This window comes from Undibacterium parvum (assembly GCF_003955735.1).
GTDB lineage: Bacteria > Pseudomonadota > Gammaproteobacteria > Burkholderiales > Burkholderiaceae_D > Undibacterium > Undibacterium parvum.
Genome location: NZ_CP034464.1, coordinates 1,362,293 through 1,385,098, shown reverse-complemented (window position 1 = coordinate 1,385,098; position 22,806 = coordinate 1,362,293). Strand labels below are relative to the sequence as shown.

General features: G+C 49.4%; 22 protein-coding genes. 15 read left to right on the top strand and 7 right to left on the bottom strand.

Translation table 11 applies throughout. The features are described from left to right. The first annotated feature begins 8 nt into the window (after nucleotides 1–8). The 8 genes from infA (at nucleotide 9) to dsbD (ending at nucleotide 5,714) form a co-directional block, all read left to right on the top strand. A complete protein-coding gene (gene infA, locus EJN92_RS05860; RefSeq protein WP_005663428.1) occupies nucleotides 9–227 on the top strand; it encodes a translation initiation factor IF-1 in 219 nt (72 codons plus the stop codon). Between the two features lie 32 nt (nucleotides 228–259). Next, entirely contained in the window at nucleotides 260–373 is a 114-nt protein-coding gene (gene rpmJ / locus EJN92_RS05855; RefSeq protein WP_014004415.1) for a 50S ribosomal protein L36, read from the top strand. A 26-nt stretch (nucleotides 374–399) separates the two neighbouring features. Continuing rightward, entirely contained in the window at nucleotides 400–765 is a 366-nt protein-coding gene (gene rpsM / locus EJN92_RS05850; RefSeq protein WP_126126951.1) for a 30S ribosomal protein S13, read from the top strand. A 30-nt stretch (nucleotides 766–795) separates the two neighbouring features. After that, nucleotides 796–1,200, top strand: coding sequence for a 30S ribosomal protein S11 (rpsK, locus tag EJN92_RS05845; protein ID WP_126126950.1), 405 nt, complete (start codon nucleotides 796–798; stop codon nucleotides 1,198–1,200). 191 nt (nucleotides 1,201–1,391) lie between these two features. Then, nucleotides 1,392–2,015 carry a 30S ribosomal protein S4 gene (rpsD, locus tag EJN92_RS05840; protein WP_126126949.1) on the top strand — a complete coding sequence of 208 codons (624 nt, stop codon included), beginning with the start codon at nucleotides 1,392–1,394 and terminating at the stop codon, nucleotides 2,013–2,015. 105 nt (nucleotides 2,016–2,120) lie between these two features. Further along, entirely contained in the window at nucleotides 2,121–3,098 is a 978-nt protein-coding gene (locus EJN92_RS05835) for a DNA-directed RNA polymerase subunit alpha (protein WP_126126948.1), read from the top strand. A 123-nt stretch (nucleotides 3,099–3,221) separates the two neighbouring features. Beyond that, nucleotides 3,222–3,617: a 50S ribosomal protein L17 gene (rplQ, locus tag EJN92_RS05830; RefSeq protein WP_126126947.1), complete on the top strand. Its 396-nt coding sequence runs from the start codon at nucleotides 3,222–3,224 to the stop codon at nucleotides 3,615–3,617. A gap of 291 nt (nucleotides 3,618–3,908) precedes the next feature. Beyond that, the gene (gene dsbD, locus EJN92_RS05825; RefSeq protein ID WP_126126946.1) at nucleotides 3,909–5,714 is read left to right on the top strand and encodes a protein-disulfide reductase DsbD; all 1,806 of its coding nucleotides are present in this window, start codon (nucleotides 3,909–3,911) and stop codon (nucleotides 5,712–5,714) included. A gap of 186 nt (nucleotides 5,715–5,900) precedes the next feature. Here dsbD and sbcB read toward each other — a convergent pair whose 3' ends face one another. The 5 genes from sbcB to yihA all read right to left on the bottom strand — a co-directional run bounded on the left by sbcB (nucleotide 5,901) and on the right by yihA (nucleotide 11,837). Beyond that, entirely contained in the window at nucleotides 5,901–7,331 is a 1,431-nt protein-coding gene (gene sbcB / locus EJN92_RS05820) for an exodeoxyribonuclease I (RefSeq protein WP_126129799.1), read from the bottom strand. 98 nt (nucleotides 7,332–7,429) lie between these two features. Then, nucleotides 7,430–8,545 (bottom strand): magnesium transporter CorA family protein, encoded by a 1,116-nt coding sequence (locus tag EJN92_RS05815; protein WP_126126945.1) that lies wholly within the window; start codon nucleotides 8,543–8,545, stop codon nucleotides 7,430–7,432. Continuing rightward, nucleotides 8,546–9,775, bottom strand: a complete 1,230-nt coding sequence (locus EJN92_RS05810; protein WP_126126944.1) for a sterol desaturase family protein — start codon at nucleotides 9,773–9,775, stop codon at nucleotides 8,546–8,548. Between the two features lie 118 nt (nucleotides 9,776–9,893). Next, nucleotides 9,894–10,916 carry a porphobilinogen synthase gene (hemB, locus tag EJN92_RS05805; RefSeq protein ID WP_126126943.1) on the bottom strand — a complete coding sequence of 341 codons (1,023 nt, stop codon included), beginning with the start codon at nucleotides 10,914–10,916 and terminating at the stop codon, nucleotides 9,894–9,896. 183 nt (nucleotides 10,917–11,099) lie between these two features. Next, nucleotides 11,100–11,837 (bottom strand): ribosome biogenesis GTP-binding protein YihA/YsxC, encoded by a 738-nt coding sequence (gene yihA / locus EJN92_RS05800; protein WP_126126942.1) that lies wholly within the window; start codon nucleotides 11,835–11,837, stop codon nucleotides 11,100–11,102. Nucleotides 11,838–12,071: 234 nt separating this feature from the next. On the opposite strand from yihA, the gene EJN92_RS05795 reads away from it, so the two are divergent. The 3 genes from EJN92_RS05795 (at nucleotide 12,072) to ccsB (ending at nucleotide 16,242) form a co-directional block, all read left to right on the top strand. Then, nucleotides 12,072–12,731, top strand: a complete 660-nt coding sequence (locus EJN92_RS05795; protein WP_126126941.1) for a c-type cytochrome — start codon at nucleotides 12,072–12,074, stop codon at nucleotides 12,729–12,731. A gap of 101 nt (nucleotides 12,732–12,832) precedes the next feature. Then, complete coding sequence (locus EJN92_RS05790; protein ID WP_126129798.1) at nucleotides 12,833–15,010, top strand: cytochrome c biogenesis protein ResB; 2,178 nt, start codon at nucleotides 12,833–12,835, stop codon at nucleotides 15,008–15,010. Nucleotides 15,011–15,093: 83 nt separating this feature from the next. Further along, entirely contained in the window at nucleotides 15,094–16,242 is a 1,149-nt protein-coding gene (gene ccsB / locus EJN92_RS05785; protein ID WP_407701536.1) for a c-type cytochrome biogenesis protein CcsB, read from the top strand. Nucleotides 16,243–16,386: 144 nt separating this feature from the next. On the opposite strand, the gene polA is transcribed toward ccsB, so the two are convergent. Then, complete coding sequence (polA, locus tag EJN92_RS05780; RefSeq protein ID WP_126126939.1) at nucleotides 16,387–19,164, bottom strand: DNA polymerase I; 2,778 nt, start codon at nucleotides 19,162–19,164, stop codon at nucleotides 16,387–16,389. Between polA and EJN92_RS05775 the strand changes: the two genes are divergently transcribed. The 4 genes from EJN92_RS05775 to EJN92_RS05760 all read left to right on the top strand — a co-directional run bounded on the left by EJN92_RS05775 (nucleotide 19,165) and on the right by EJN92_RS05760 (nucleotide 22,292). Continuing rightward, on the top strand, nucleotides 19,165–19,902 hold the full coding sequence (locus EJN92_RS05775; RefSeq protein ID WP_126126938.1) for an LOG family protein: 738 nt from the start codon (nucleotides 19,165–19,167) through the stop codon (nucleotides 19,900–19,902). Between the two features lie 143 nt (nucleotides 19,903–20,045). Beyond that, nucleotides 20,046–20,498: a DUF2782 domain-containing protein gene (locus tag EJN92_RS05770; RefSeq protein WP_126126937.1), complete on the top strand. Its 453-nt coding sequence runs from the start codon at nucleotides 20,046–20,048 to the stop codon at nucleotides 20,496–20,498. A gap of 17 nt (nucleotides 20,499–20,515) precedes the next feature. Beyond that, on the top strand, nucleotides 20,516–21,478 hold the full coding sequence (locus tag EJN92_RS05765) for a homoserine kinase (RefSeq protein ID WP_126126936.1): 963 nt from the start codon (nucleotides 20,516–20,518) through the stop codon (nucleotides 21,476–21,478). A gap of 22 nt (nucleotides 21,479–21,500) precedes the next feature. Beyond that, nucleotides 21,501–22,292, top strand: coding sequence for a BPSS1780 family membrane protein (locus EJN92_RS05760; RefSeq protein WP_126126935.1), 792 nt, complete (start codon nucleotides 21,501–21,503; stop codon nucleotides 22,290–22,292). On the opposite strand, the gene EJN92_RS05755 is transcribed toward EJN92_RS05760, so the two are convergent. Continuing rightward, complete coding sequence (locus EJN92_RS05755; protein WP_126126934.1) at nucleotides 22,289–22,747, bottom strand: OsmC family protein; 459 nt, start codon at nucleotides 22,745–22,747, stop codon at nucleotides 22,289–22,291. The genes EJN92_RS05760 and EJN92_RS05755 overlap by 4 nt on opposite strands. Nucleotides 22,748–22,806 lie beyond the last annotated feature (59 nt).

The following is a 22,806-nucleotide window of genomic DNA, read 5'->3' as shown; positions in this document are numbered from 1 at the left end:
CAGATCGAATGGCAAAAGACGACGTTATACAGATGCAGGGCGAGATTCTAGAGAATCTTCCGAATGCAACATTTCGAGTTAAGTTGGAAAATGGGCATGTTGTGCTTGGCCATATTTCTGGGAAGATGCGAATGAATTATATTCGTATCCTTCCTGGTGATAAGGTGACAGTAGAATTGACGCCTTATGATTTGAGCCGGGCACGCATTGTGTTCCGAACCAAGTAAATTTAAATGAACTAGAAGGAAAGAGGGCAAAAATGAAAGTTCTCGCATCAGTTAAGCGGATCTGCCGCAATTGCAAGATCATCAAGCGCAAGGGTGTTGTTCGTGTTATATGCACAGAACCACGCCATAAGCAGCGCCAAGGTTAATTAACGTTATTTATCGAGGATAACGAATGGCACGTATAGCAGGGGTTAATATCCCAAATCATCAGCATACCGTAATCGGCTTAACAGCTATCTATGGTATTGGTCGTCCACGCGCAGAGAAAATCTGCCAAGCAACCGGTGTTTTAACGAATAAAAAAGTTAAAGATCTGGATGATAGCGAATTAGAAAGACTTCGCGACGGAATTGCAAAATTCATCGTCGAAGGTGATCTACGTCGTGAAATCTCGATGAACATCAAGCGTTTGATGGACTTAGGTTGCTACCGCGGCCTCCGTCATCGTAAGGGTTTGCCTTGCCGTGGTCAACGTACACGTACGAATGCTCGTACGCGTAAGGGTCCGCGTAAAGCAGCGCAATCATTGAAGAAATAATCCAGCACTGCTGGGTTTAAGGAAACAATTATGGCAAAAGCACAAAATAACGCAAACGCAGCCCGCGCTCGTAAAAAAGTTAAAAAGAATGTCGCTGAAGGTATCGCACACGTTCACGCTTCTTTTAACAATACCATCATCACGATCACTGATCGTCAAGGCAATGCTTTGTCTTGGGCAACTGCTGGTGGCGCTGGTTTTAAAGGTTCGCGTAAGTCGACACCGTTTGCAGCTCAGGTTGCAGCGGAAGCTGCAGGTAAAGTTGCAGTTGAATGCGGTATCAAAAATCTGGAAGTTCGCATCAAGGGTCCAGGCCCAGGACGTGAATCTTCGGTTCGCGCTTTGAACAACTTGGGTATTAAAATATCCTTGATTCAAGACGTTACTCCAGTTCCACATAACGGCTGCCGCCCTCCAAAGCGTCGTCGTATCTAAAACAGTAGCGAAAGCTGCTGGTGTTCTGGTAGATTTAGCGTTAGAATACAGCCCGCCAATTCAATTGGTGGGTTTTCTGTTTTTTCGCAGAATTTAGTAGTTTTTGTAAGACCACCGTCTGTTCGATTGCAGATCAGACTAGCGCAGCAGGATGATGTTCCTGCTTGCGTCATTAATAAAAGGAAAATATCGTGGCACGTTATATTGGACCAAAAGCAAAATTATCCCGTCGCGAAGGCACGGATCTGTTTCTGAAAAGCGCACGTCGTTCTTTAGATTCTAAATGTAAATTAGATGTAAAACCTGGTCAACACGGTGCTAAGTCTGGCGCCCGTACTTCTGACTACGGTAATCAATTACGTGAAAAGCAAAAAGTTAAGCGTATGTACGGTATCTTGGAGCGTCAGTTCCGCCGTTATTTCGCAGAAGCTGATCGTCAAAAAGGCAATACTGGCGAAACTCTGTTGAAATTGCTGGAATCCCGTTTGGATAACGTCGCATATCGTATGGGCTTCGGTTCCACACGTGCAGAAGCGCGTCAATTGGTTAGCCACAAAGCATTTACTGTTAATAACATCGTTGTTAACATCGCTTCCTACCAAGTTAAATCTGGTGATGTAGTTGCTGTTCGTGAAAAATCGAAAAAGCAAGTGCGTATCGTTGAGGCCCTGTCTTTGGCTGAACAAATCGGTATGCCATCTTGGGTTGCTGTTGATTCCAAGAAAATGGAAGGTACTTTCAAGTCCATGCCAGATCGCAGCGATATCTGCCACGATGTCAACGAATCCCTGATCGTCGAATTGTATTCACGTTAATATTCAAGTTTTACCGCCTGCCTGTTTTTCGACAGGCAGGCTTTTTTCTTTGCAGCCATCAGCCTTATCGGTGTAATGAGCCGAGGGTATTGAAAAGGATATTTCATGCAGAACAATCTGTTTAAACCACGTATTATTGATGTTGAAATGCTAGGTGCCGGTCATGCGAAAGTTGTGATGGAGCCGTTCGAACGTGGTTTTGGCCACACTTTGGGCAACTCGCTGCGCCGTGTATTGCTGTCCTCTATGGTGGGTTACGCACCAACAGAAGTTACTATCGCTGGTGTTGTACATGAATATTCGACGCTCGATGGTGTTCAAGAAGACGTCGTCGACATCTTGTTGAACCTGAAAGGTATCGTCTTCAAAGTGCATAACCGCGATGAAGTCACCTTGACATTGAAAAAAGATGGCGAAGGTCCAGTTTTGGCTTCGGATATCGATTTGCCACATGATGTTGAGTTAATCAATCCAGATCACGTGATCGCAAACTTAACCGTTGGCGGCAAGTTGGACATGCAGATCAAGGTCGAAAAAGGCCGTGGTTATGTGCCAGGTAACGTCCGTCGTCTGTCTGAAGATGCGAACAAGACAATTGGTCGTATCATTTTGGATGCGTCTTTCTCACCGATTCGCCGCGTTTCTTACTCGGTTGAATCAGCGCGTGTAGAACAGCGTACTGATCTGGATAAGTTGATCATCAATATCGAAACAAATGGCGTGATTTCACCTGAAGAAGCAATTCGTCAGTCGGCTCGTGTTTTGGTTGATCAATTGAACGTCTTCGCTGCTCTGGAAGGTACTGAAGCCGCTGCAGAAGCGCCATCACGTGCACCTGCGGTTGATCCAGTTCTGTTGCGTCCAGTTGACGATCTAGAATTGACAGTTCGCTCGGCGAATTGTCTGAAAGCAGAAAACATTTACTACATTGGTGACTTGATCCAACGTAGCGAAAACGAACTGCTTAAGACTCCAAACTTGGGTCGTAAGTCTTTGAATGAAATCAAAGAAGTATTGGCTTCCCGTGGTTTGTCTTTAGGTATGAAGTTGGAAAACTGGCCACCTGCAGGCTTAGAAAAGTAATTTGAAATTTGTAGTAAGGGCAGGCTCTGTCTGCCCGGTAATTGTAGTAAAGCATATACCGGTCCGCGCTAAATTGTTAGCGATAGAAGAGCTGGATTTTTTTAAAACACGAAAGGAAATATCATGCGTCATCGTCACGGCTTACGTAAGCTGAATCGTACCTCTTCCCACCGTTTGGCTATGCTGCGCAACATGACAGTATCGTTGCTGCGTCACGAAGCCATCAAAACAACTTTGCCTAAAGCAAAAGAATTGCGCCGCGTTATCGAGCCGATTCTGACTATGGGTAAAACAAACACTTTGGCAAATAAGCGTTTGGCTTTTGCGCGTTTGCGCGATCGTGAAATGGTCTTGAAATTGTTCGCTGAATTCGGTCCACGTTACGCAAATCGTAACGGCGGTTACCTGCGTATCCTGAAAATGGGTTTTCGCGTAGGCGACAACGCTCCTATGGCTTATGTTGAGCTAATGGACAGACCAGAAATCTCTGATGCTGACGACGCGCCAGTAGCAGAATAATTAAACGGCCTTTGGGTCGCTTAAATTGAAAGCCGTTCAGTGTAAGCTGAACGGCTTTTTGCTTTTTTTAAACACCAGAGTTTATTTACTGCGCGTGTAATATTAATCGTATTCGCCAGACTAACGACGAGTGGATTTGATTATTCGCAGAAGCGGATACGAAATTGTCGATATCTGGTTTGCTTACTGGAACATTCTGGCATCATAGCTGTCTCTATAAAAATGTCTGGGTATACTGTTAGACGGGCATTTCAGTCAGTTTCATTTTTTGTTTCGTAACCTGGGAAGCGCATGAAGTTTTTTATGAGTAGCTTTAGTTATATTCAGCGTGGTTTTTTTCGTGCTTCTTTGCCGATCTTTGCCGCGCTATTTTTGTTTGCAACGGCGCAGCCTAGTCTTGCAGACGACTTTCTCGATCCTGAGCAGGCGTTCAAGGTCGAGGCGCACATGGCCCAGCCTGGTATGGCGGAAGTGACCTTCCTGATTGCCGATGGTTATTACCTGTATCGGGACCGCGTGAAGATCGTGGCGGAAGGGGCGAACTTGGGCGAGTTTCAACTGCCTCCTGGCAAAGTCAAATTCGATGAAACTTTTCAAAAAGAAGTCGAGACTTACCGCGGTCGCGTAGTGGTAAATATTCCCGTGCAAGTGAGTGCTGACTTTGTCCTAAAGCTGGGCCGCCAGGGCTGTGCGGATCAAGGTTTGTGTTATCCACCGATGGAAACTAGCGTGAAGCTAAGTGCCGTTGCAAGCACTATCCCGAATGGCAAAGACGCCGCTTTGCTAACCACAGAGCTAGACGCCCAGCCTAAAGCGGTGAGCACCGGCACCAGTGATAGCTATAGCATCAGCAAAGCACTAAAGAGCGGTAAGTTAATCGCGATATTGCCGCTGTTTTTTCTATTAGGCTTAGGCCTGGCTTTTACGCCCTGTGTCTTGCCTATGGTGCCTATATTGTCCTTCATCATTGTGGGCGAAGGCGTAGGCATTAAACGTAGCCGGGGATTTTTTCTTTCGCTCAGTTACGCGCTTGGGATGGCATTGGTGTACACCGCACTCGGGGTTGCCGCTGGATTAATCGGTGAGGGCTTGGCTGCGACTTTGCAAAATCCCTGGGTGCTCGGCGCCTTTGCCGTGCTAATGGCGGGCTTGTCCTTGTCTATGTTCGGGGTCTATCAATTACAGGTTCCTGGCGCTTTGCAAACTAAATTAACTGTGGTCTCTGAGGGGCAACGCAACGGCAAACTCATAGGCGTGTTTCTGATGGGGGCGATCTCGGCGCTCATCGTCGGGCCTTGCGTTGCGGCGCCGCTGGCGGGCGCGCTGGTCTACATTAGTCAAACCCGTGATGTGCTGGTCGGTGGTAGCGCCTTGTTTGCGATGGCGATGGGCATGAGTGTGCCTTTATTATTGATGGGCATTTCGGCCGGTAGCCTGTTGCCGCGTGCGGGCGCGTGGATGGAAGCGATCAAACGTTTCTTCGGTGTCTTAATGTTGGCGATGGCTTTGTGGATGGTGTCGCCCGTCATTCCGGCGTGGGCGCAAATGGTTGGCTGGGCCGCACTGTTGTTGGGCTATGCTGGATATCAATTGTTTATTCACAGAGGAGGCTTGCCGTCGAAAGTTTTCGCAGTGACGCTCGCGCTGCTAGGCCTGAGCCAATTGATAGGGGTAAGTACTGGCGGGCGTGACGTCTATGCGCCAGTTGCGCATCTGTTTGGTGCGCCAGCGCATACGGTGAATTTTAAGCGCATAGGATCACTGAGCGAACTGAATGAGGTTTTACTGCAATCCAAAGCTCAGTTGGTAATGCTCGATTTTTATGCGGATTGGTGTGTGTCCTGCAAAGAAATGGAGAAACTTACTTTCAGTGATGCGCAAGTCAAAGCCAAGCTAGACAAGATCTTGTTGTTGCAGGTCGATGTCACAGCAAATAATGCGCAAGATAAAGAGTTGCTAAAACGTTTTAATTTGTTCGGGCCACCGGGCATCATTTTTTTTGATAAGCAAGGGCAAGAATTAATCGATGCGCGCGTCATCGGTTACCAAAACGTAGAGAAATTTTTGACCTCGCTGCAGGCCTTAGGAAGTATCTAGCTTACAAAAAAACGCTCAGGGGTCAGTTTAGACTCTGAGCGTTTTTTTATATGTGGGACTTACGCAAAACCGCCCCAGCGTCGTTGTATCCTTCTTGCCGTACTAAAGTACTGTCTTCGACGGTACGCCTAGCTGCGACCATTTGGCGTAAGTCCTAATATGAAATTACTTTTTTTATCAATCGAGCTAGCGGACCGGGGTAATTTGCTCGGCGTAATCGTACAGCGCTCCCAGTATTTCTTCAGCTCTCTCGTCTGCGCTTTCTTGCAAGCTGTCGATGCGATCAAAAAACTGCTCTACCGTTAAAGCCTTGGCAGCGCCATCCAGCAATCGTGCTGCGATATGGCGCTGCCATTGCTGTTGTTCCTGGCTGGATAAAGTGGACGGAAAATTCCGTGCGCGATAGCGAAACAGCAGTTCTTTGAGGCGGCCATCTTGAAACTGTGGATGTGTGCTGGCTAACTCCGCCGGCGTCATGGCGCGCAAGTCGGTCAACGTGCGCCTGTCGTTGTTACCAACAAAGCCACCGTATAAATCCTCATCCACATCAACGCCCGTTTCGGTGTTGCGTGAGAATATCTGCTGCCAGATGCTAGACATGTCTGGCGCACCCTCGGCGAGCTTGGCATGACTCTGGACTAACTGCATATCTAGCCCCCAATGGGCGGCACGATCTGCGCTCAGGGTTTTTAGATTACTGATGACGATAGGCGATTTATTCAGATGTATGCTCTTGATCGGCAAACGGCTGACGCCTTCTGGTAGCGCATCGGCCTTGCTGAACATGCGCAGTTTAATGCTGGCGGCATCGAGCGTAAATAATTCGCTAGGGTCGTAATTGAGATCCCAGACGATCACTTCGTTTTTGTTCTGTGGATGCAGCGCGAGTGGCCAAACTGCCGTAATGCAACCACGCTCAGCCGGTATCATGCCCGATACGTGCAGGAAGGCTTTTTTGAGAGGCAAACCGATCTCCGTCGCTACTTTTTCTTTCTTGCGCAAGGACAGGCAAAATTCGAATAATTTGGGTTGATGCTGGCGTATCAGTTTGGCCAAGGCGATGGTGGCACGCACGTCGGATAAGGCATCGTGGGCTGCTTCGTGCGCCAGGCCATTGGCGGCAGCTAAATGCTCGAGGCGAAAACTAGGTTTGCCTTCCGCATTGGTCGGCCAGTATATGCCATCCGGTCTGAGTGCGTAAGTGGTGCGCACCACATCGAGTAGATCCCAGCGCCCGCAGTCATTTTGCCATTCGCGCGCATACGGATCGATCAGATTGCGCCAGAACATGAAGCGCGTGATCTCGTCATCGAAGCGTATGGTGTTGTAGCCTACACCTATGGTCCCTGGCTGTGAAAATGCTTGTTCGATAGTCGCTGCAAATTGGTATTCTGGTACTCCGCGTTCCAGGCATTCTTGCGGCGTAATCCCGGTGATCAGGCAGGATTGCGGATCTGGTAAAAAGTCGGGCGCGGGCTGGCAATACAGCATGATGGGTTCGCCGATTTCGTTCAGATCGGCGTCGGTACGGATGGCGGCAAATTGGGCCGGTCTATCGCGCCTCGCCTGCGCGCCGAAGGTTTCGTAGTCGTGCCAAAGAAAGCTGTAATCGTGCATATATTTTCGAATAGTATTTAAAGAAATAGGGGGGGTATCCATACATTACCTGCAATTGCGCACATATCTATTGCGCAAGCGGCATGTGAATGGCGATACTACTCCCTAGTATCGTGAGGTCTTGAGCTTTGTTGCATGGCGCGTTCTTCGAAATAACTCTTGCTGCGGAAGTAGCCTAGCAGTAGCACCACCAGGCCCAACATCGTACCCATAATGATCCAAAAGCCAGAAGCCATATCGAGCATAGGCATCTTCACGAAATTCATACCGAAGATCCCGGTAATCAAAGTGAGGGGCATAAACAGCGCCGTAATGACGGTCAGGGTGCGCATGATTTCACTGGTGCGGTGGGCCATCGCGGCGAAATGAATTTGCACTGCCGATTCTAGCGAGGCTTCAAGTCGGCGCGCGTGATTCAATACCCTGCCGATATGCTCGATTACATCATTGGTGCGCACTAGTAAAAGGTCTTTACTGCGGCCATTGCCGTTGACTGTGCCGTCATGGGTATCGACAATGTAGTCGCGTAATTCTTGTAGCGCATCGTGCTGCTCTTCGCACAGATGATCTAATTTGCGTAATTCTATCCGTGAATCGAGTAAGGCAAGCCAGTTTTTAAAAGGTTTGCGCGGATCGAGTAGGGCATGTTGCCAGCGGTCTAGTTGCTGCGTCAGTGGCTGGCGCAAATCGAGGTATTGGTCGACCATGGAATTGAGTAGGCGCAGCATCAAATCTTCGGGCGAGGTCGGCAAGCGTGCGGCGTGGGTATTTCCCTCGGGCTTGTATTTGTAGGAAAGTAAGCGCGCGCGCGCTTGTTCTATGCTCTGACTCTTGCTCGATCGCACCGTCACCAATGCCTTATCGATTAAAAAAAACGAGACCGGCAAGGTGAGTAATTTATTCAGTACTGCCGGCACTTTTCTCTTTATGCCGTCAGTGGCTGTGCTGGCATCGGCATGTAGAGCTAATTTACGAAACACCACCATCTCGTATTCTTGGGTAGAGTCAAAATAGGAGGGGTGAGTCAGATTTACCGCGTCTCTCAGATGTAGATCATACAGGCGAACGCCCGTGATTTTTTCGACCGCATCGCGCCATGCCTCGGGATCTGCCGCCACCTCATCATGGGTCGCATCTAGCCAGCGGAACACCGATGCAGTCGCGCCAATCTGGTTAAGTGTGACCTGTTGTTCGCCTATGTAAAAAATATCCATTTACTTTGATTTTTCAAAAAAACGCGATAGCGCGAGTAAGGAGAGTAGCGCGTACAGCGCGATTGCCAATTTTAAATTTAAATCTAAGTCTAAGGTGCTAAACCAGGTCTCACTGAAGATAGGGATGAGCAGGGTCAAACTCAAGCGTGCCTGCTCTAAACGTCGATAAACCGGACGCTGCTCCATCAGCCCGCCCAGAATAAAAAATACCGAAATCAGCCATCCTGCATAGGCCAGCGCAGGCAGCAGGGCGAGACTATCAACACGCAACAAAAAGTGGGTGCCGACTTGTAGGCATAGCGTAAATTGGATTAAGCAATACCATAGCTTGGGCTTGGCCAAAGGCGGATTATATTCGGGACGTGCCATGTCAAATGTTTGTGCTGCAGTTTTGCGCAGCAAGTCGTTGGGTTGCCAACCCGGTGGCATCAGCCAGATGCGCCATTTGTCCCACCAATTTTCTGTCTGCCAGGCGGATTTTGCGACGGCGGCATACACCTCTAAATTAGCCCATATCGGGTTCCAGCTGCGCAGCGGACTGCGCGTGCCAAACAACACAGGATGGGCGTCTTGCTCTTCTATGAAGCTGCCAAAGAGTCGGTCCCAGAGTATCAGTATGCCGCCATAATTTTTATCCAGATACAGGTCATTCACGCCATGATGCACCCTATGGTTGGAGGGCGACACAAAGACCCGGTCAAACCAGCCGAGCTTGCCAATTTGCTGAGTGTGTATCCAAAATTGATAGAGTAAATCGATCAGTGCAATCACGATAAAAACTTCGACCGGATAACCTAGCAATGCCAGCGGCAAATAAAAAATCCAGCCAAATAAAGCTCCGCTACTGGTCTGGCGCAGTGCCGTAGTCAGGTTATAGGCTTCGCTCTGATGATGCACCACGTGCGCCGCCCATAATAGATTGGTTTGATGCCCCATGCGGTGCAACCAGTAATACAGAAAATCATACAGCAGCAAGCCAGAAATCCAAACCCAGACACTGTCTTCAGATAAGTCGAACAGGGCGCTATGTTGATAGACCCAGGCGTACATCCCGACTGACAAAAACTTTAGAAACACACCGGCAATCTGGCTTATCACGCCCAGACTTAAACTATTGATGGCGTCATTGATGCGATACAGATGCTGTTGGCGGCGCTGCGCAATAATAAACTCGCAGGCGATCAGGAGAAAAAACACCGGACTGGCGAAGATGATGATTTTTTCCTGCATGAGACTTGGCTCGCTTAAATGGTCAGGAAGAGGTGTCAGAAAGGCCTGTCAGAAAGACGGGAGCGCTTAATGCTCAGTGAGAGCGGGCCTGTGCGCAGGCTCGCTCTCGTTTACTTTATTAAGCAGTGTGCTTGAGCAGGCGCGCCACGTCGCGTGCAAAGTAAGTGAGGATGCCATCGGCACCGGCGCGTTTAAATGCCAGCATGGATTCCATCATGGTCTTATTGTGATCTAGCCAGCCGTTTTGCGCTGCTGCCTTGATCATCGCATATTCACCGCTGACCTGATAAGCAAAGGTCGGTACCTTGAACTCATCTTTGACACGGCGCACGATATCTAGATAAGGCATACCAGGTTTTACCATGACCATGTCGGCGCCCTCGGCCAGATCAAGCGCCACTTCACGCATGGCTTCATCACTATTGGCCGGATCCATTTGATAATTGGCTTTATCGCTCTTGCCTAAATTAGTTGCAGAACCGACCGCGTCGCGGAAAGGGCCGTAGAAGGCAGATGCATATTTGGCCGAGTAAGCCATGATGCGGGTATGGATGAAGCCGTGCATCTCCAGGGCATGGCGGATCGCACCGATGCGGCCATCCATCATATCGCTAGGGGCGACGATATCGGCACCGGCCTGCGCCTGGGTCAGCGCTTGCTTTACCAGGATGGCGGTGGTTTCATCGTTGAGTACATAGCCATCTGCATTGATCACGCCATCCTGGCCGTGGCTAGTGTAAGGGTCTAAAGCGACATCGGTCAAAATCCCCAGCTCAGGGAAACGCATTTTCAATTCGCGTATGGCACGCGGTATCAAGCCTTGCGGGTTGAGTGCTTCGCTACCATCCGGAGTTTTTAAGCTAGGATTAATTGAAGGGAATAAGGCCATCACAGGAATGCCCAAGGTCACGCAATCTTCTGCAACGCCCATGAGGACATCGATAGAGACCCTATCTACACCTGGCATGGAGGCGACTTTTTCGCATAGATTCTCGCCGTCGATAACAAATACCGGGTAGATCAGATCGGAGGCCGTTACGTGATTCTCGCGCATCAAGGCGCGTGAGAAGGCATCGTGACGCATACGGCGCATGCGGGTGGCAGGGAATTGGCCTGCAGTGTTTGGTTTGTAATCGGACATGGCGATGTAAAAAGAAAATTTAACTTAATTTAAATAGAGATGAAACTTTTTTTTAAAACTAGGCTCAGAGTTACTAGGCATTAGCCTACCGCTTATTCTCCCTGAGCGGGCGCCCATCGACCCTATTCGATATTGGCGTTACTTTCCCCGGTCGTTGTTATGGCCGGGGTTTTTTTTGCTACTTTAAACTGGATCTGATGCAGCGGAACCAGCACCGTCTTCAGCATTTTCAGATTCAATAATGTTTTTCACGTAGGGCTGATCTAAACCAGTCAGTTGTTGGATTTTTGCATCCGCTTCTTCTATCCCTATCCGTTTCAGCGACGAGAATAATTGTGCCGTAAATGGAAACGGTACACCATGCTCATCGGTATAGCTGGCCAGTACCGTGTTGGTCAAACGCAAAGCATTGGTGGCTTCATTGCGATTGAGTTTGTCGGCTTTGGTGAGCAAACAATGCACTGGTCTACCGGTCGGTGCGTACCATTCCAACATCTGTCTATCCAGATCGGTGAAAGGACGTCGCGAATCCATGATCAAGATCAAGGCAGATAATTGATCGCGTTTTTGCACATAATTACCGAGCAATTGATTCCAATGATTTTTAGCTGCACCAGGAACTTCGGCATAACCATATCCAGGTAAATCGACTAACAAGGCGCGGATCTCGTCTACCCTTGTGGCATCTTTGCGATGTTGCGCAACGTGTGCGCCACCGATAGAAAAATAGTTGATATGCTGGGTGCGGCCCGGTGTTTTCGAGGCAAAGCAGAGTTTTTTCTGATTACACAGAATATTAATGGCGGTAGATTTTCCGGCGTTAGAGCGGCCAGCAAAGGCGACTTCAGGTACCTGTAAACCAGGTAAATCGCGTAGATGGTTGACCGTCGTAAAGAAGCGGGCTTGCCAGAGGATAGACATAAGAGGGTGCCAATATGGATAAATGCGTGAAAAAATACGACAGAAATGAGCGGATTCGCTTAAAAATGCTGCCTCATTCTGGTTTCACGCACCCCGAATTAGCCAACATTTCCTTAAAAGCTATTGTACAATAAGGGGTTAGGTATTGGGCAGCCATGAATGCGCTGTCCGGCGAATTAATAATTCGCGTCGCCAATAGGGCAGATTTCCATTATTTAGTCTCAGGGTGTTTGAATGAACCGTGCTTTTTTACCATTTTTAAAATCCGTCAGCATCGCAATCTTAGCGGTGTCTTCTGTTGCCTACGCTAACGAGCATGCAGCTCCCGCCAAAGCAGATGCCGCCAAAGGCGCCACACTGTACGCCAACGGCGATGCAGCACGTGGTATCGTCGCTTGCGCATCTTGCCATGGCGAAGCTGGTAATTCTACCATTAGCATCAATCCTAAATTGGCGGCTCAGCACGAAGCCTACATCAACAAGCAATTGCATGATTTTAAAGGCGCAGACCGCAATAACGCGGTGATGACGACTTTTTCTAAAGCCTTGAGCGAAGACGATGTGAAAAACGTTGCTGCGTATTTGTCGGCGCAAAAATCTAAACCAGGTGCTGCGAAAAACAAAGAAATCGTAGAACTCGGTAAGCAAATTTATCGCGCTGGTATCGCGGAAAAGAATGTCCCAGCTTGTGCTGGTTGCCATAGCCCGAACGGCGTCGGTATTCCTGCGCAATATCCACGTCTGGCGGGTCAGCATCAAGATTACACGATTGCTCAGTTGACCAATTTCCGTACCGGCACACGTAAAAACAGCCCGCAAATGGTCACCATCGCCAAGCGCATGTCTGACGATGAAATGAAAGCCGTGGCTGACTATATGGCAGGTCTGAAGTAAAAAGACTTCGCTGTAAAAAAATAAAAAAATAATAGTAATCATAGGAGGGGGTGGCAAAAGCCATCCCCTTTTTGTTTTTTTGGATAAGCATGAATACCGATATGCACACAGTAGCGCCTGTAGATAGCCCCACTGATAACGATGCGCCAGCTAAAACCCAAGGTTTGAGCTTGAATACTGAAAAGCGCTGGCTTGCGGATTTAGTCGAGTTACTCTCTTCGATGCGCTTCGCGATTAGCTTGCTGACCTTGATCGCGATTACCTCGGTGATAGGCACGGTGCTCAAGCAAAACGAGCCCATGCCAAATTACGTCAACCAGTTTGGTCCTTTCTGGTTCGAAATCTTCCATAAACTGAGCCTATATTCTTTGTATTCGGCCTGGTGGTTTTTGTTGATTATGGCTTTTCTGGTGCTCTCGACTAGTTTGTGCCTGATACGCAACACTCCCAAAATGCTCAAGGATATGCGTAGTTGGCGTGAAAACGTGCGCGAGCAATCCCTGCGTAATTTTCATCATAAAGTCATCTGGACTAGTACCCAGCAGCCTAGCGATTTAGTCAGGGATGTGACGACGCATATTTCCAGAGTCGGATATAAATTCAAAGTCATAGAGAAAGAGCGCGCTACCTTAATCACCGCCAAACAAGGAGCGGCGAATAAGTGGGGTTATATTTTCGCGCATAGTGCGATCGTGATTATTTGCGTTGGCGGTTTGCTCGATTCAGATTTGTCTATCCGTTTCCAGCAATGGTTCATGGGCAAAGTACCTTTTGAAGGTAATGGCATTATCGCCAATATCCCAGCGCAGCATCGCTTAGCGCTGGCGACGCCCACCTTCCGTGGCAATGCCATGATACCGGAAGGTGCCAGCAGTAGCACCGCGATTATTTCGCAACAAACCGGCGTGCTGATACAAGATTTGCCATTCACGATTAAGCTCAATAAGTTCATTATTGATTATTATTCGACTGGTATGCCCAAGTTATTTGCCAGTGAAGTGAGCATCAAAGATCATGAGACTGGTAAGATATTTTCCGCCACGATTAAAGTAAACCATCCTTTGATTTACAAAGGCATCGCCTTGTTTCAATCAAGCTTTGAGGATGGCGGTAGTCATTTAAATCTGTTGGCCTACCCTATGCTTGGCAACAAAAAAAATACGTTTGAGATCAAAGGGGATGTCGGCGGCAACACCCCGCTGCCAGGCGACAAGGGCAGTGACTACAGCATAGAGTGGACAGGTTTCCGCCCGTTTAACGTAGAAAATCTGGCACGTAACGGTCAAGATTTGCGCGCGGTAGACACGCAAAAAAGTTTTAACGAAAAAATCTCGGCCGACCTTGATAAGCATCTAGGTTCCGCCGCTAAAAACGCGAATAATAAGGATCTGAAAAACGTCGGTCCTAGTGTGCAATATAAATTGCGCGATAAGACCGGGCAAGCCAGAGAATTCCATAATTATATGCAGCCAGTCTTGGTAGACGGGGCTTGGGTGTTTTTAGCCGGTACCCGCGAAAATCCGAATGAGGCTTTCCGCTATTTACGCATCCCTGCTGATGACGATGATAGTGTCAAAGAGTGGATGCGGATACGTTCAGCCTTGGCCGATGCTAATTTACGGCAACTTGCAGCACAGAGTTATGCCAAACGAGCACTGCCTGAAAACGGTAAAAACGGAGAGCAATTGCAGTCGCAGTTGGCGGCGTCAGCACAAAAAGGTATGACGATTTTTGCTGGAAATGGTGCCGGCTCGGCGGCTGGTTATCTGGCGATTTCACAATTTTTGGAGCAAATTCCAGCGGCCGAACAAGGCAAAGCGGCCGACGTATTTATGAAAATACTCAATGGCGGCATGTGGGATTTGTGGCAATTGGCGCGGAAGCAAGAGGACTTGCCTACGCTGGAATTAGATGAGAAACATGCGCGCTTCTTGCAAATAGCCACTAGCGCGCTCTCGGATTCTTTCTTTTACGGTGCCCCCGTGTATTTGCAATTGACAGGCTTTGATGAAGTAAAGGCCTCGGTATTGCAGGTAACGCGTTCACCTGGCCAAAATATTGTCTACCTCGGCTGTCTGTTTTTGGTAATCGGCGTGTTTTCTATGTTTTATATCCGTGAACGGCGTTTGTGGATATGGATCAAGGAGGATCATCTTGGCTCGCATGCCTTGATGGCCTTGAGCTCGCAACGTAAGACCTTGGATTTTGAAAAAGAGTTTGAACAATTGAAGTCGCAGTTACTGCAACTGAATCAAGCGAACCGTCAGCTTGAATCGTAAAATTAATATGTAAGAGTAAAAAAACTAGTTGAGCCTTATTCGGCTAAACTAGTAGCCCGAGTAGAGTATTGAATACTGGATAGATGATGGAAATGACACAAAACTACAGCCCCTATCAGGGATTTTTTAAGCGCTTATCGATACTCGATTGGCTGTACGCGGTGCTGCTCTGTATGGGCTCACTGTATAGCTTGCAGCGTTTCGGTAGCTATATGGATGTCTATGAAAAAAGCATCTTATTGCTGGCTGCGCCGACTTTTGCATGGCTAGGCTGGCACTGGAAACCAGTGCGGCCGCTGTTGCTGACGCTGTGTTTGTTGACACTGTTTTCTATTTATCTGTATCAGGGTTCGCTAGATTTTGCGAATAAAAAATTCTTACTCAAGTATTTACTCTCTAGCCAGTCTGCGATTTTGTGGATGGCGACATTATTTTTTCTCTCCACCTTATTTTATTGGGGCGGCTTGATCGCACGTTCCGATTTCGGTTCTTCTGTCGGATCTATTTTGTGCTGGGCTGCCGTGATCATGGGCTTTACTGGCCTTTTGGTGCGTTGGTATGAGTCGTATTTGATCGGTGCCGATGTCGGGCATATCCCGGTATCGAACTTGTATGAAGTATTCATTTTGTTTTCCATGATTACTGCCATGTTTTATCTTTACTACGAACAAGAATACGCGACCAGACAATTAGGCCCTTTTGTCTTGATCGTGATTTCGGCTGCGGTAGGTTTTTTACTCTGGTACACCGTGACTCGCGATGCGGCCGAAATCCAGCCTCTGGTACCTGCTTTACAAAGCTGGTGGATGAAGATCCATGTGCCGGCTAACTTCATCGGTTACGGCACCTTCTCGCTGGCGGCCATGGTGGGTGTAGCGTATTTGCTCAAGGCCAAAGGCTATCTGGCGGATCGTCTCCCTAGCTTGGAGGTGTTGGATGACGTCATGTATAAGGCCATCACGGTAGGCTTTGCCTTCTTCACGATTGCCACGATACTGGGTGCATTGTGGGCGGCCGAAGCTTGGGGCGGTTATTGGTCTTGGGATCCGAAAGAAACCTGGGCCCTGATCGTCTGGCTTAATTACGCAGCATGGTTGCACATGCGCTTGATGAAGGGCCTGCGCGGCCAAGTCGCGGCTTGGTGGGCAGTGGTTGGTTTACTGGTCACGACCTTTGCCTTCCTTGGCGTGAATATGTTCCTGTCGGGCCTGCACTCTTACGGCGCTCTGTAATGTACGAGTCACTAGCAAAGCGCCATGCTTTGCTAGTGAGCTGCTGTGAATTCTAAACTTTAGATGCGAGGCGCATATTCCATGCGCCTCCCAGCCCGAAAAGCTGCCACGAGGCGCATTCTGATTGCGCATAGCTTTTCAGTTCTAGTGCGCTTCTTCCCAATTATTCCCTACGCCCACTTCAGCTAGCAGAGGTACTTTTAGTTCTGCCACCTGTGCCATCATTTCTGGTAACTTGCGCTTGACTAATTCCAGTTCGGCTTCCGGTACTTCGAGCACCAATTCATCGTGCACTTGCATGATCATTTTGCTTTGCAAACCATCGCGCTCTAACCAATTTTGCACTGCCACCATGGCCAGTTTAATCAAGTCGGCGGCGGTGCCTTGCATAGGGGCGTTGATGGCGGCGCGTTCTGCCCCTTGGCGGCGTGGGCCGTTCGGGCTATTGATTTCTGCTAACCACAGGCGGCGGCCGAACACGGTTTCTACATAGCCCTGCGCCTTGGCTTGCGTGCGGGTGTCCGCCATGTATTGCGCCACGCCAGGGTAACGCTGGAAGTATTTATCGATATAGCTTTGCGCGGCGCTGCGTTCTATGCCCAGGTTACCGGCCAGGCCGAAGGCGCTCATGCCGTAGATCAGGCCGAAGTTAATCACCTTGGCGTAGCGTCTTTGTTCGCTGGTCACTTCTGGCAATTCCACCCCAAAAATCTCGGAGGCGGTGGCGCGGTGTACGTCTTCGCCAGCGGCAAAGGCGTTCAGTAAGCTGCTGTCGCCCGAGATATGCGCCATGATGCGCAGCTCGATTTGTGAGTAATCGGCCGAGACGATTTTGCTGCCGGCAGGTGCTACAAAAGCTTCGCGGATACGACGGCCTTCGGCGGTGCGTACCGGAATGTTTTGCAGATTCGGATCATTCGATGCCAGTCGACCGGTGACGGCTACCGCTTGCGCATAATTGGTGTGCACGCGTCCGGTGCTTTGATTCACCATCTTGGGCAGCTTGTCGGTGTAGGTGGACTTGAGCTTTGCCAATCCACGGTATTCCAATAATACTTTCGGCAGCGGGTAATCTTCAGCCAGTTTTTGCAGCACTTCTTCATCCGTTGACGGTGCACCGGACGGGGTTTTTTTAACGACTGGCAAACCGAGTTTGACAAAAAATATCTCGCCCAATTGTTTGGGGGAATTCAGATTGAAAGGTTGCTCAGCCAATTCATAGGCGCTTTGCTCAAGCTGCAGCAAGCGGGTGCCGATTTCATGTGATTGGGTGGCCAGCAGATCTTTGTTAATCAGTACGCCGTTGCGCTCGATTTTTTGTAAGGCGACGGCGGTCGGCAGTTCTATCTCGCGATAGATGCGCAGCAGTTTTGCGTCGTGCTCTATCTGCGGCCACATCGCTTGATGCAGTTGCAGCGTGATGTCGGCGTCTTCCGCAGCGTAGGCGGTAGCGCGTTCTAAATCGACCTGGTCAAAACAGATTTGCGAGGCACCCTTGCCGCAGACTTCTTCAAAGCTGATGGTTTTGTGTCCCAGATGACGCAGTGCCAGGCTATCCATGTCATGCGATTTATGCGATTCAAATACATACGATTGCAGCAGTGTGTCGTGAGCTATCCCTTGTAAACGTACGCCGTGATTGGCAAAGATGTGGCTGTCGTATTTCAGGTTTTGCCCTACCTTAAGTTGGCTGGCATCCTCTAACCATGGCTTGAGTTTAGCCAGCACGAATTCACGCGATAGTTGCGGCTCTGCGTCGGCATAACTATGCGCCACTGGAATGTAGGCGGCGATCCCGGCTTCGCAGCATAGCGAGATGCCGACTAGTTGCGCGGTCATCGGTTCTAAGGAGGTGGTTTCGGTGTCGACTGCGGTCAGGCTCGCCTCAGAAATTTTGGCGATCCAGGCGTCGAGTTTGGCTTCCGTTAATATGCAATCGTAGTGCGTGATCAGTGGTTTTGCCGGCGCCGCCATGTTAACTGCGGCAGTTGGCGCAGCGCCTTCGTTAGCAAATAATCCGCCTTGCGCAGGTCCGGTGAGCAGCGTGGCGCCGGCAGTGGCGTCACCCGTGAGTTCACGCAACCAACTCTTGAAGCCGTAGCGTTGAAAGAAGGCAAGCATGGCTTCCTTGCTTTCTTCTTTGGCGGTCAATGAGTCGTTGATAGAGATGTGGTGCTGGGATAAATCGCAATCGGTTTTGATAGTGATTAAGACCCGTCCTTGCGGCAGCCAATCTAAGGCCTGACGCAGGTTCTCACCGACTACGCCGCTGATTTTGTCTGCGTTTTCCATTACGCCCTCAAGGCTATCGTATTGCGCTAGCCATTTGAGTGCGGTTTTGGGGCCGCATTTCATCACGCCCGGAACGTTGTCGACGGTGTCGCCGATCAGGGTTAGGTAATCGATGATGCGATTTGGCGGTACGCCGAATTTTGCCAGTACCCCGGCTTCATCGAGCTTTTCATTGCTCATGGTGTTGATTAAGCTAACATCGGCATTCACCAGTTGCGCCATGTCTTTGTCGCCGGTAGAGACGATGGTGCGCAAGCCTTGTGCGCTGGCATTGACGGCCAGTGTGCCGATGACGTCGTCGGCTTCGACTCCTTCTACCATCAAGATAGGCCAGCCCATCGCCAGCACTGCGGCGTGAATAGGTTCGATCTGACGACGCAAGTCGTCCGGCATCGGTGCCCGTTGCGCCTTGTATTCTGGGTAGAGCTCATCGCGGAAGGTTTTTCCCTTGGCGTCAAACACGCAAGCCATGTAGGCGGCCGGATAATCGTGGCGTAAGCGGCGCAACATATTGATCATGCCGTAGATCGCGCCGGTGGGCTCACCTTGCGCGTTGCGCAAATCGGGCATAGCATGAAATGCGCGGTACAAATAACTTGAACCATCAACTAATAACAGGGTTTTTTGCATATGGAAGAGAACCGAAAAAGAATATTGAAATTGCGTCAGATTGCTGACGGTGAGCGCGCTACCGCACTCAAGGCTCGCGAATCATGGCATATGTTCACAATTATGGCAGAGTTTATCGAGTCTACCGAGAGGCTGTCGGGGGTTCATCCGGCGGTAACGATTTTTGGCTCGGCGCGTATCGCGCCGGAACATCCGTATTATCAGCAATGCGTGGATGTTTCGCGGCGCTTGTCGGATGCTGGTTTTGCCGTGATTTCGGGCGGCGGCCCAGGCATTATGGAAGCCGCCAACCGCGGCGCGTTTGAAGGGACATCGGCCTCAGTGGGCTTGAATATCGAGTTGCCACATGAGCAAAAGACCAACCCATGGCAAAATATTTCCCTGACCTTCAGGCATTTTTTTGCGCGTAAGGTGGCGTTTGTTAAATATGCCGATGCTTATGTGATCTTTCCAGGTGGCTTTGGCACTATGGATGAATTGAGTGAAGTGCTGACTCTGATACAAACCGGCAAGTCGCGCCATATTCCGGTGATACTGGTCGGTAGTAGCTTCTGGCGCGGTTTGTTAGACTGGATACAGGTGCAGATGGTCGGCAACGGCATGATAGCGCCAGGGGATCTCAATCTGGTGCAGTTAATCGACGAACCAGCCAATATCGTCGAAGCTATTTTTGCATTCTACGAGGCACATGATATCGAGCCTTCTGATGAAGAGCGGCAGCGTATGCTGTACTTGTAATTGAATATGCGGTCGCGAGTGTGGGTTTATAGGCAAAGCTCGGTGTTTGCGGCGGATATCGCTGTGATAGCCTAGGTAGCTTTGTTACAATGTAGCCTAAATTCGCTCTATTTGCTTTCTCATCTGTCTTCTAGTCAAATATCATGAAAATAATCGCAAAAACCTCGTCGGCACTAATGCTATGCCTGTTTGCTGCAGTCTTGCCTGCATCTGTCACTGCGCAGAGCAAGTCTGCACCTATGCCGCCAAATCTGGAAGTGATAGAAGATGTGCCTGATACCGGCATTACTATCGCTAAGCCTGAGGGCAGTAAAAATAAGACGACCGAAACGCGTGTCAACGGTAAGGTCACCGAGATCCAGGTGCAGTCAGGCAAGAGCAAATACGTGGTCAAGCCGGATCAGGAAGTCGGCAATGCCCCTAGAGGTACGGTGCAAGGCGATGCGAATCGCGCCGCGCAATGGAAAATTTTTGAGTTTGGCGGCCCGAAAGAAGGCAAGGCAGTCGAACACGCTGATACCTTGGCTCCGGCACCAGAGCCGCTGAAACCCGCCGCTGCCGCATCCTCCGCTGCTAGCACGCCAACAAAAAAATAAACGAAGCTCTGCATAATATGGCTGTATTTACACCGGTAACACTGGATGATTTGACTCCGTGGATGACGCAATTCCCTTTGGGAAAGGCGCTGGCAATTAAAGGTATCGCTTCTGGAATAGAAAATAGTAATTTTTTCATTCGCACCGAAGCGGGCGAGTTTGTCTTAACAATTTTTGAAAACCTGAGCTTTGAGCAACTTCCGTTTTATCTGAAGTTGATGCGCCGGCTGGCCGATCATGGGGTCTTGGTACCTGCGCCTATCGCCAATGCGAATGGCAACTTGGTGGTGGCTTTGCATGGTAAGCCTGCCGCTATCGTGAGTAAGTTAGAGGGCGAGTCACAGATGAGCCCGCTGCCGATACATTGTGCCGAGGTCGGTAAGATGCTGGCGCAGATGCATTTGGCTGGGCAGGGTTTTGAGATAGTTCAACCGAATCTCCGTGGTCTGGCCTGGTGGCATGCGACCGTGCCACTGGTTCTGCCATTTTTGAACGAGGATAAGCAAGCTTTGTTGCGTGCTGAGATACATCATCAAGATGCCTTTGCCAGCACGGCCAGCTATCAGGCTTTGCCTAGCGGGCCTATTCATGCCGATCTATTCCGTAATAATGTGATGTTCGACGGTGAGCGCTTGACCGGGTTTTTTGATTTTTACTTTGCCGGTTGCGATACCTGGATTTTTGATGTCGCCGTTACTGTCAATGACTGGTGCATCGCTCCCGAGACCGGGGTCTTGGATCTTGCCAGAGTTGAGGCTATGCTGGCTGCGTATCATGCAGTGCGTCCATTTACGGCTGAAGAAGCGATTGCCTGGCGTACTATGCTGAGAGCCGCGGCATTCCGTTTTTGGTTATCTCGTCTGTATGATTATTATTTGCCACGTGATGCAGAAATATTGACCCCACATGATCCTGAACACTTCGAGCGCATCTTGCGCTTAAGAGAAGCGGCGAGTGCGCCAGCTTTGCCACAAAATTAGTCAGAATGAATTTGTACAATCAATGAATACTCCGAATGCAATGACCGGCTGGTTGTGGGTCAAACAAGGTTTTGCTATATTTAGAAAGCAACCTGCTGAGATGTTAACGCTGTTTTTTGCGTACATGTTTTTAAATATGGGAATGGGGCTGATACCCGTTGCGGGGCAAGTCTTGCCTTTGTTGCTGGTGCCGGTATTTGCCATGAGCTTCATGAATGCTTGCCGACAATGCGAAGCTGGTCAGCGTGTCTACCCCAATTTACTGTTGGCGGGCTTTCGCTCTCCAGAGTTGGCTAATCTATTAAAACTAGGTGTGCTGTATGTACTGGCGGCAAGCTGCGCTATCGCGGCTTCTAGTCTGATCGATGACGGGGTATTTTTGGATTTTGTCACGAGCCAAAAGCCGATCGATCCTAAGACTCTGCCTGAGACTGGCATGTTTTGGAGCATGCTGTTTGCCGCCTTAGTGTATTTGCCTGCAATGATGGCATTTTGGTATGCTGCACCGTTAATCGCATGGCAAAAAATGGGAGTGCGTAAGGCGGTTTTTTATAGCTTTTTTGCCGTGCAGCGCGCTGGACGCGCCTTTAGTATTTATGGCTTGGCGTGGACCGCTATCGGTGTGCTGCTGCCTTTGATCGTGAGCTTGATCATTGCAGTCATTGTTGGCAATGCGACCACCGTGATGCTGGTCTTAATGCCGCTGTCGGTAGTGCTGACGGTAGTAATGTATTGTTCTTTTTATCCGACTTACACCGATATTTTTGGTAAGCCGGATACAGAACAAGCAGAACAAGCGCAAAGCGCCACTTAATCTTTAGTCAGGGCGTGCTCACTTGGCATATCAAGATCTTCTATGATCTCAAAAGTGTGGGTCATTTCAGCGGTTTTCTCTAGCATGATGGATGCAGAGCAATATTTTTCATGTGATAGCTTGATGGCACGCTCCACCAGGTTTGGCTTGAGATCGCGACCGCGCACGATAAAGTGAAAATTAATTTTGGTAAACACTTTAGGCTCGACTTCGGCGCGCTCGGCGCTCAACTTAACTTCGCAAGCGCGTATGTCTTGTTTGCTTTTACGTAAAATCAAGACTACGTCATAGGCCGAGCAGCCGCCCGTTCCCAGTAATACCATTTCCATAGGGCGCGGAGCGAGGTTGCGACCGCCGCCATCTGGGGCGCCATCCATTAACACTGCATGGCCAGAACCTGTTTCTGCCAGAAAAGTCATGCCGGACAAGCCGGTCCAACGTACTGTTGCTTCCATGTTTACCTTTATGAGTGAATCGTTTTGTCTATTTGTTCTATTGTAGCGCATAGATATTA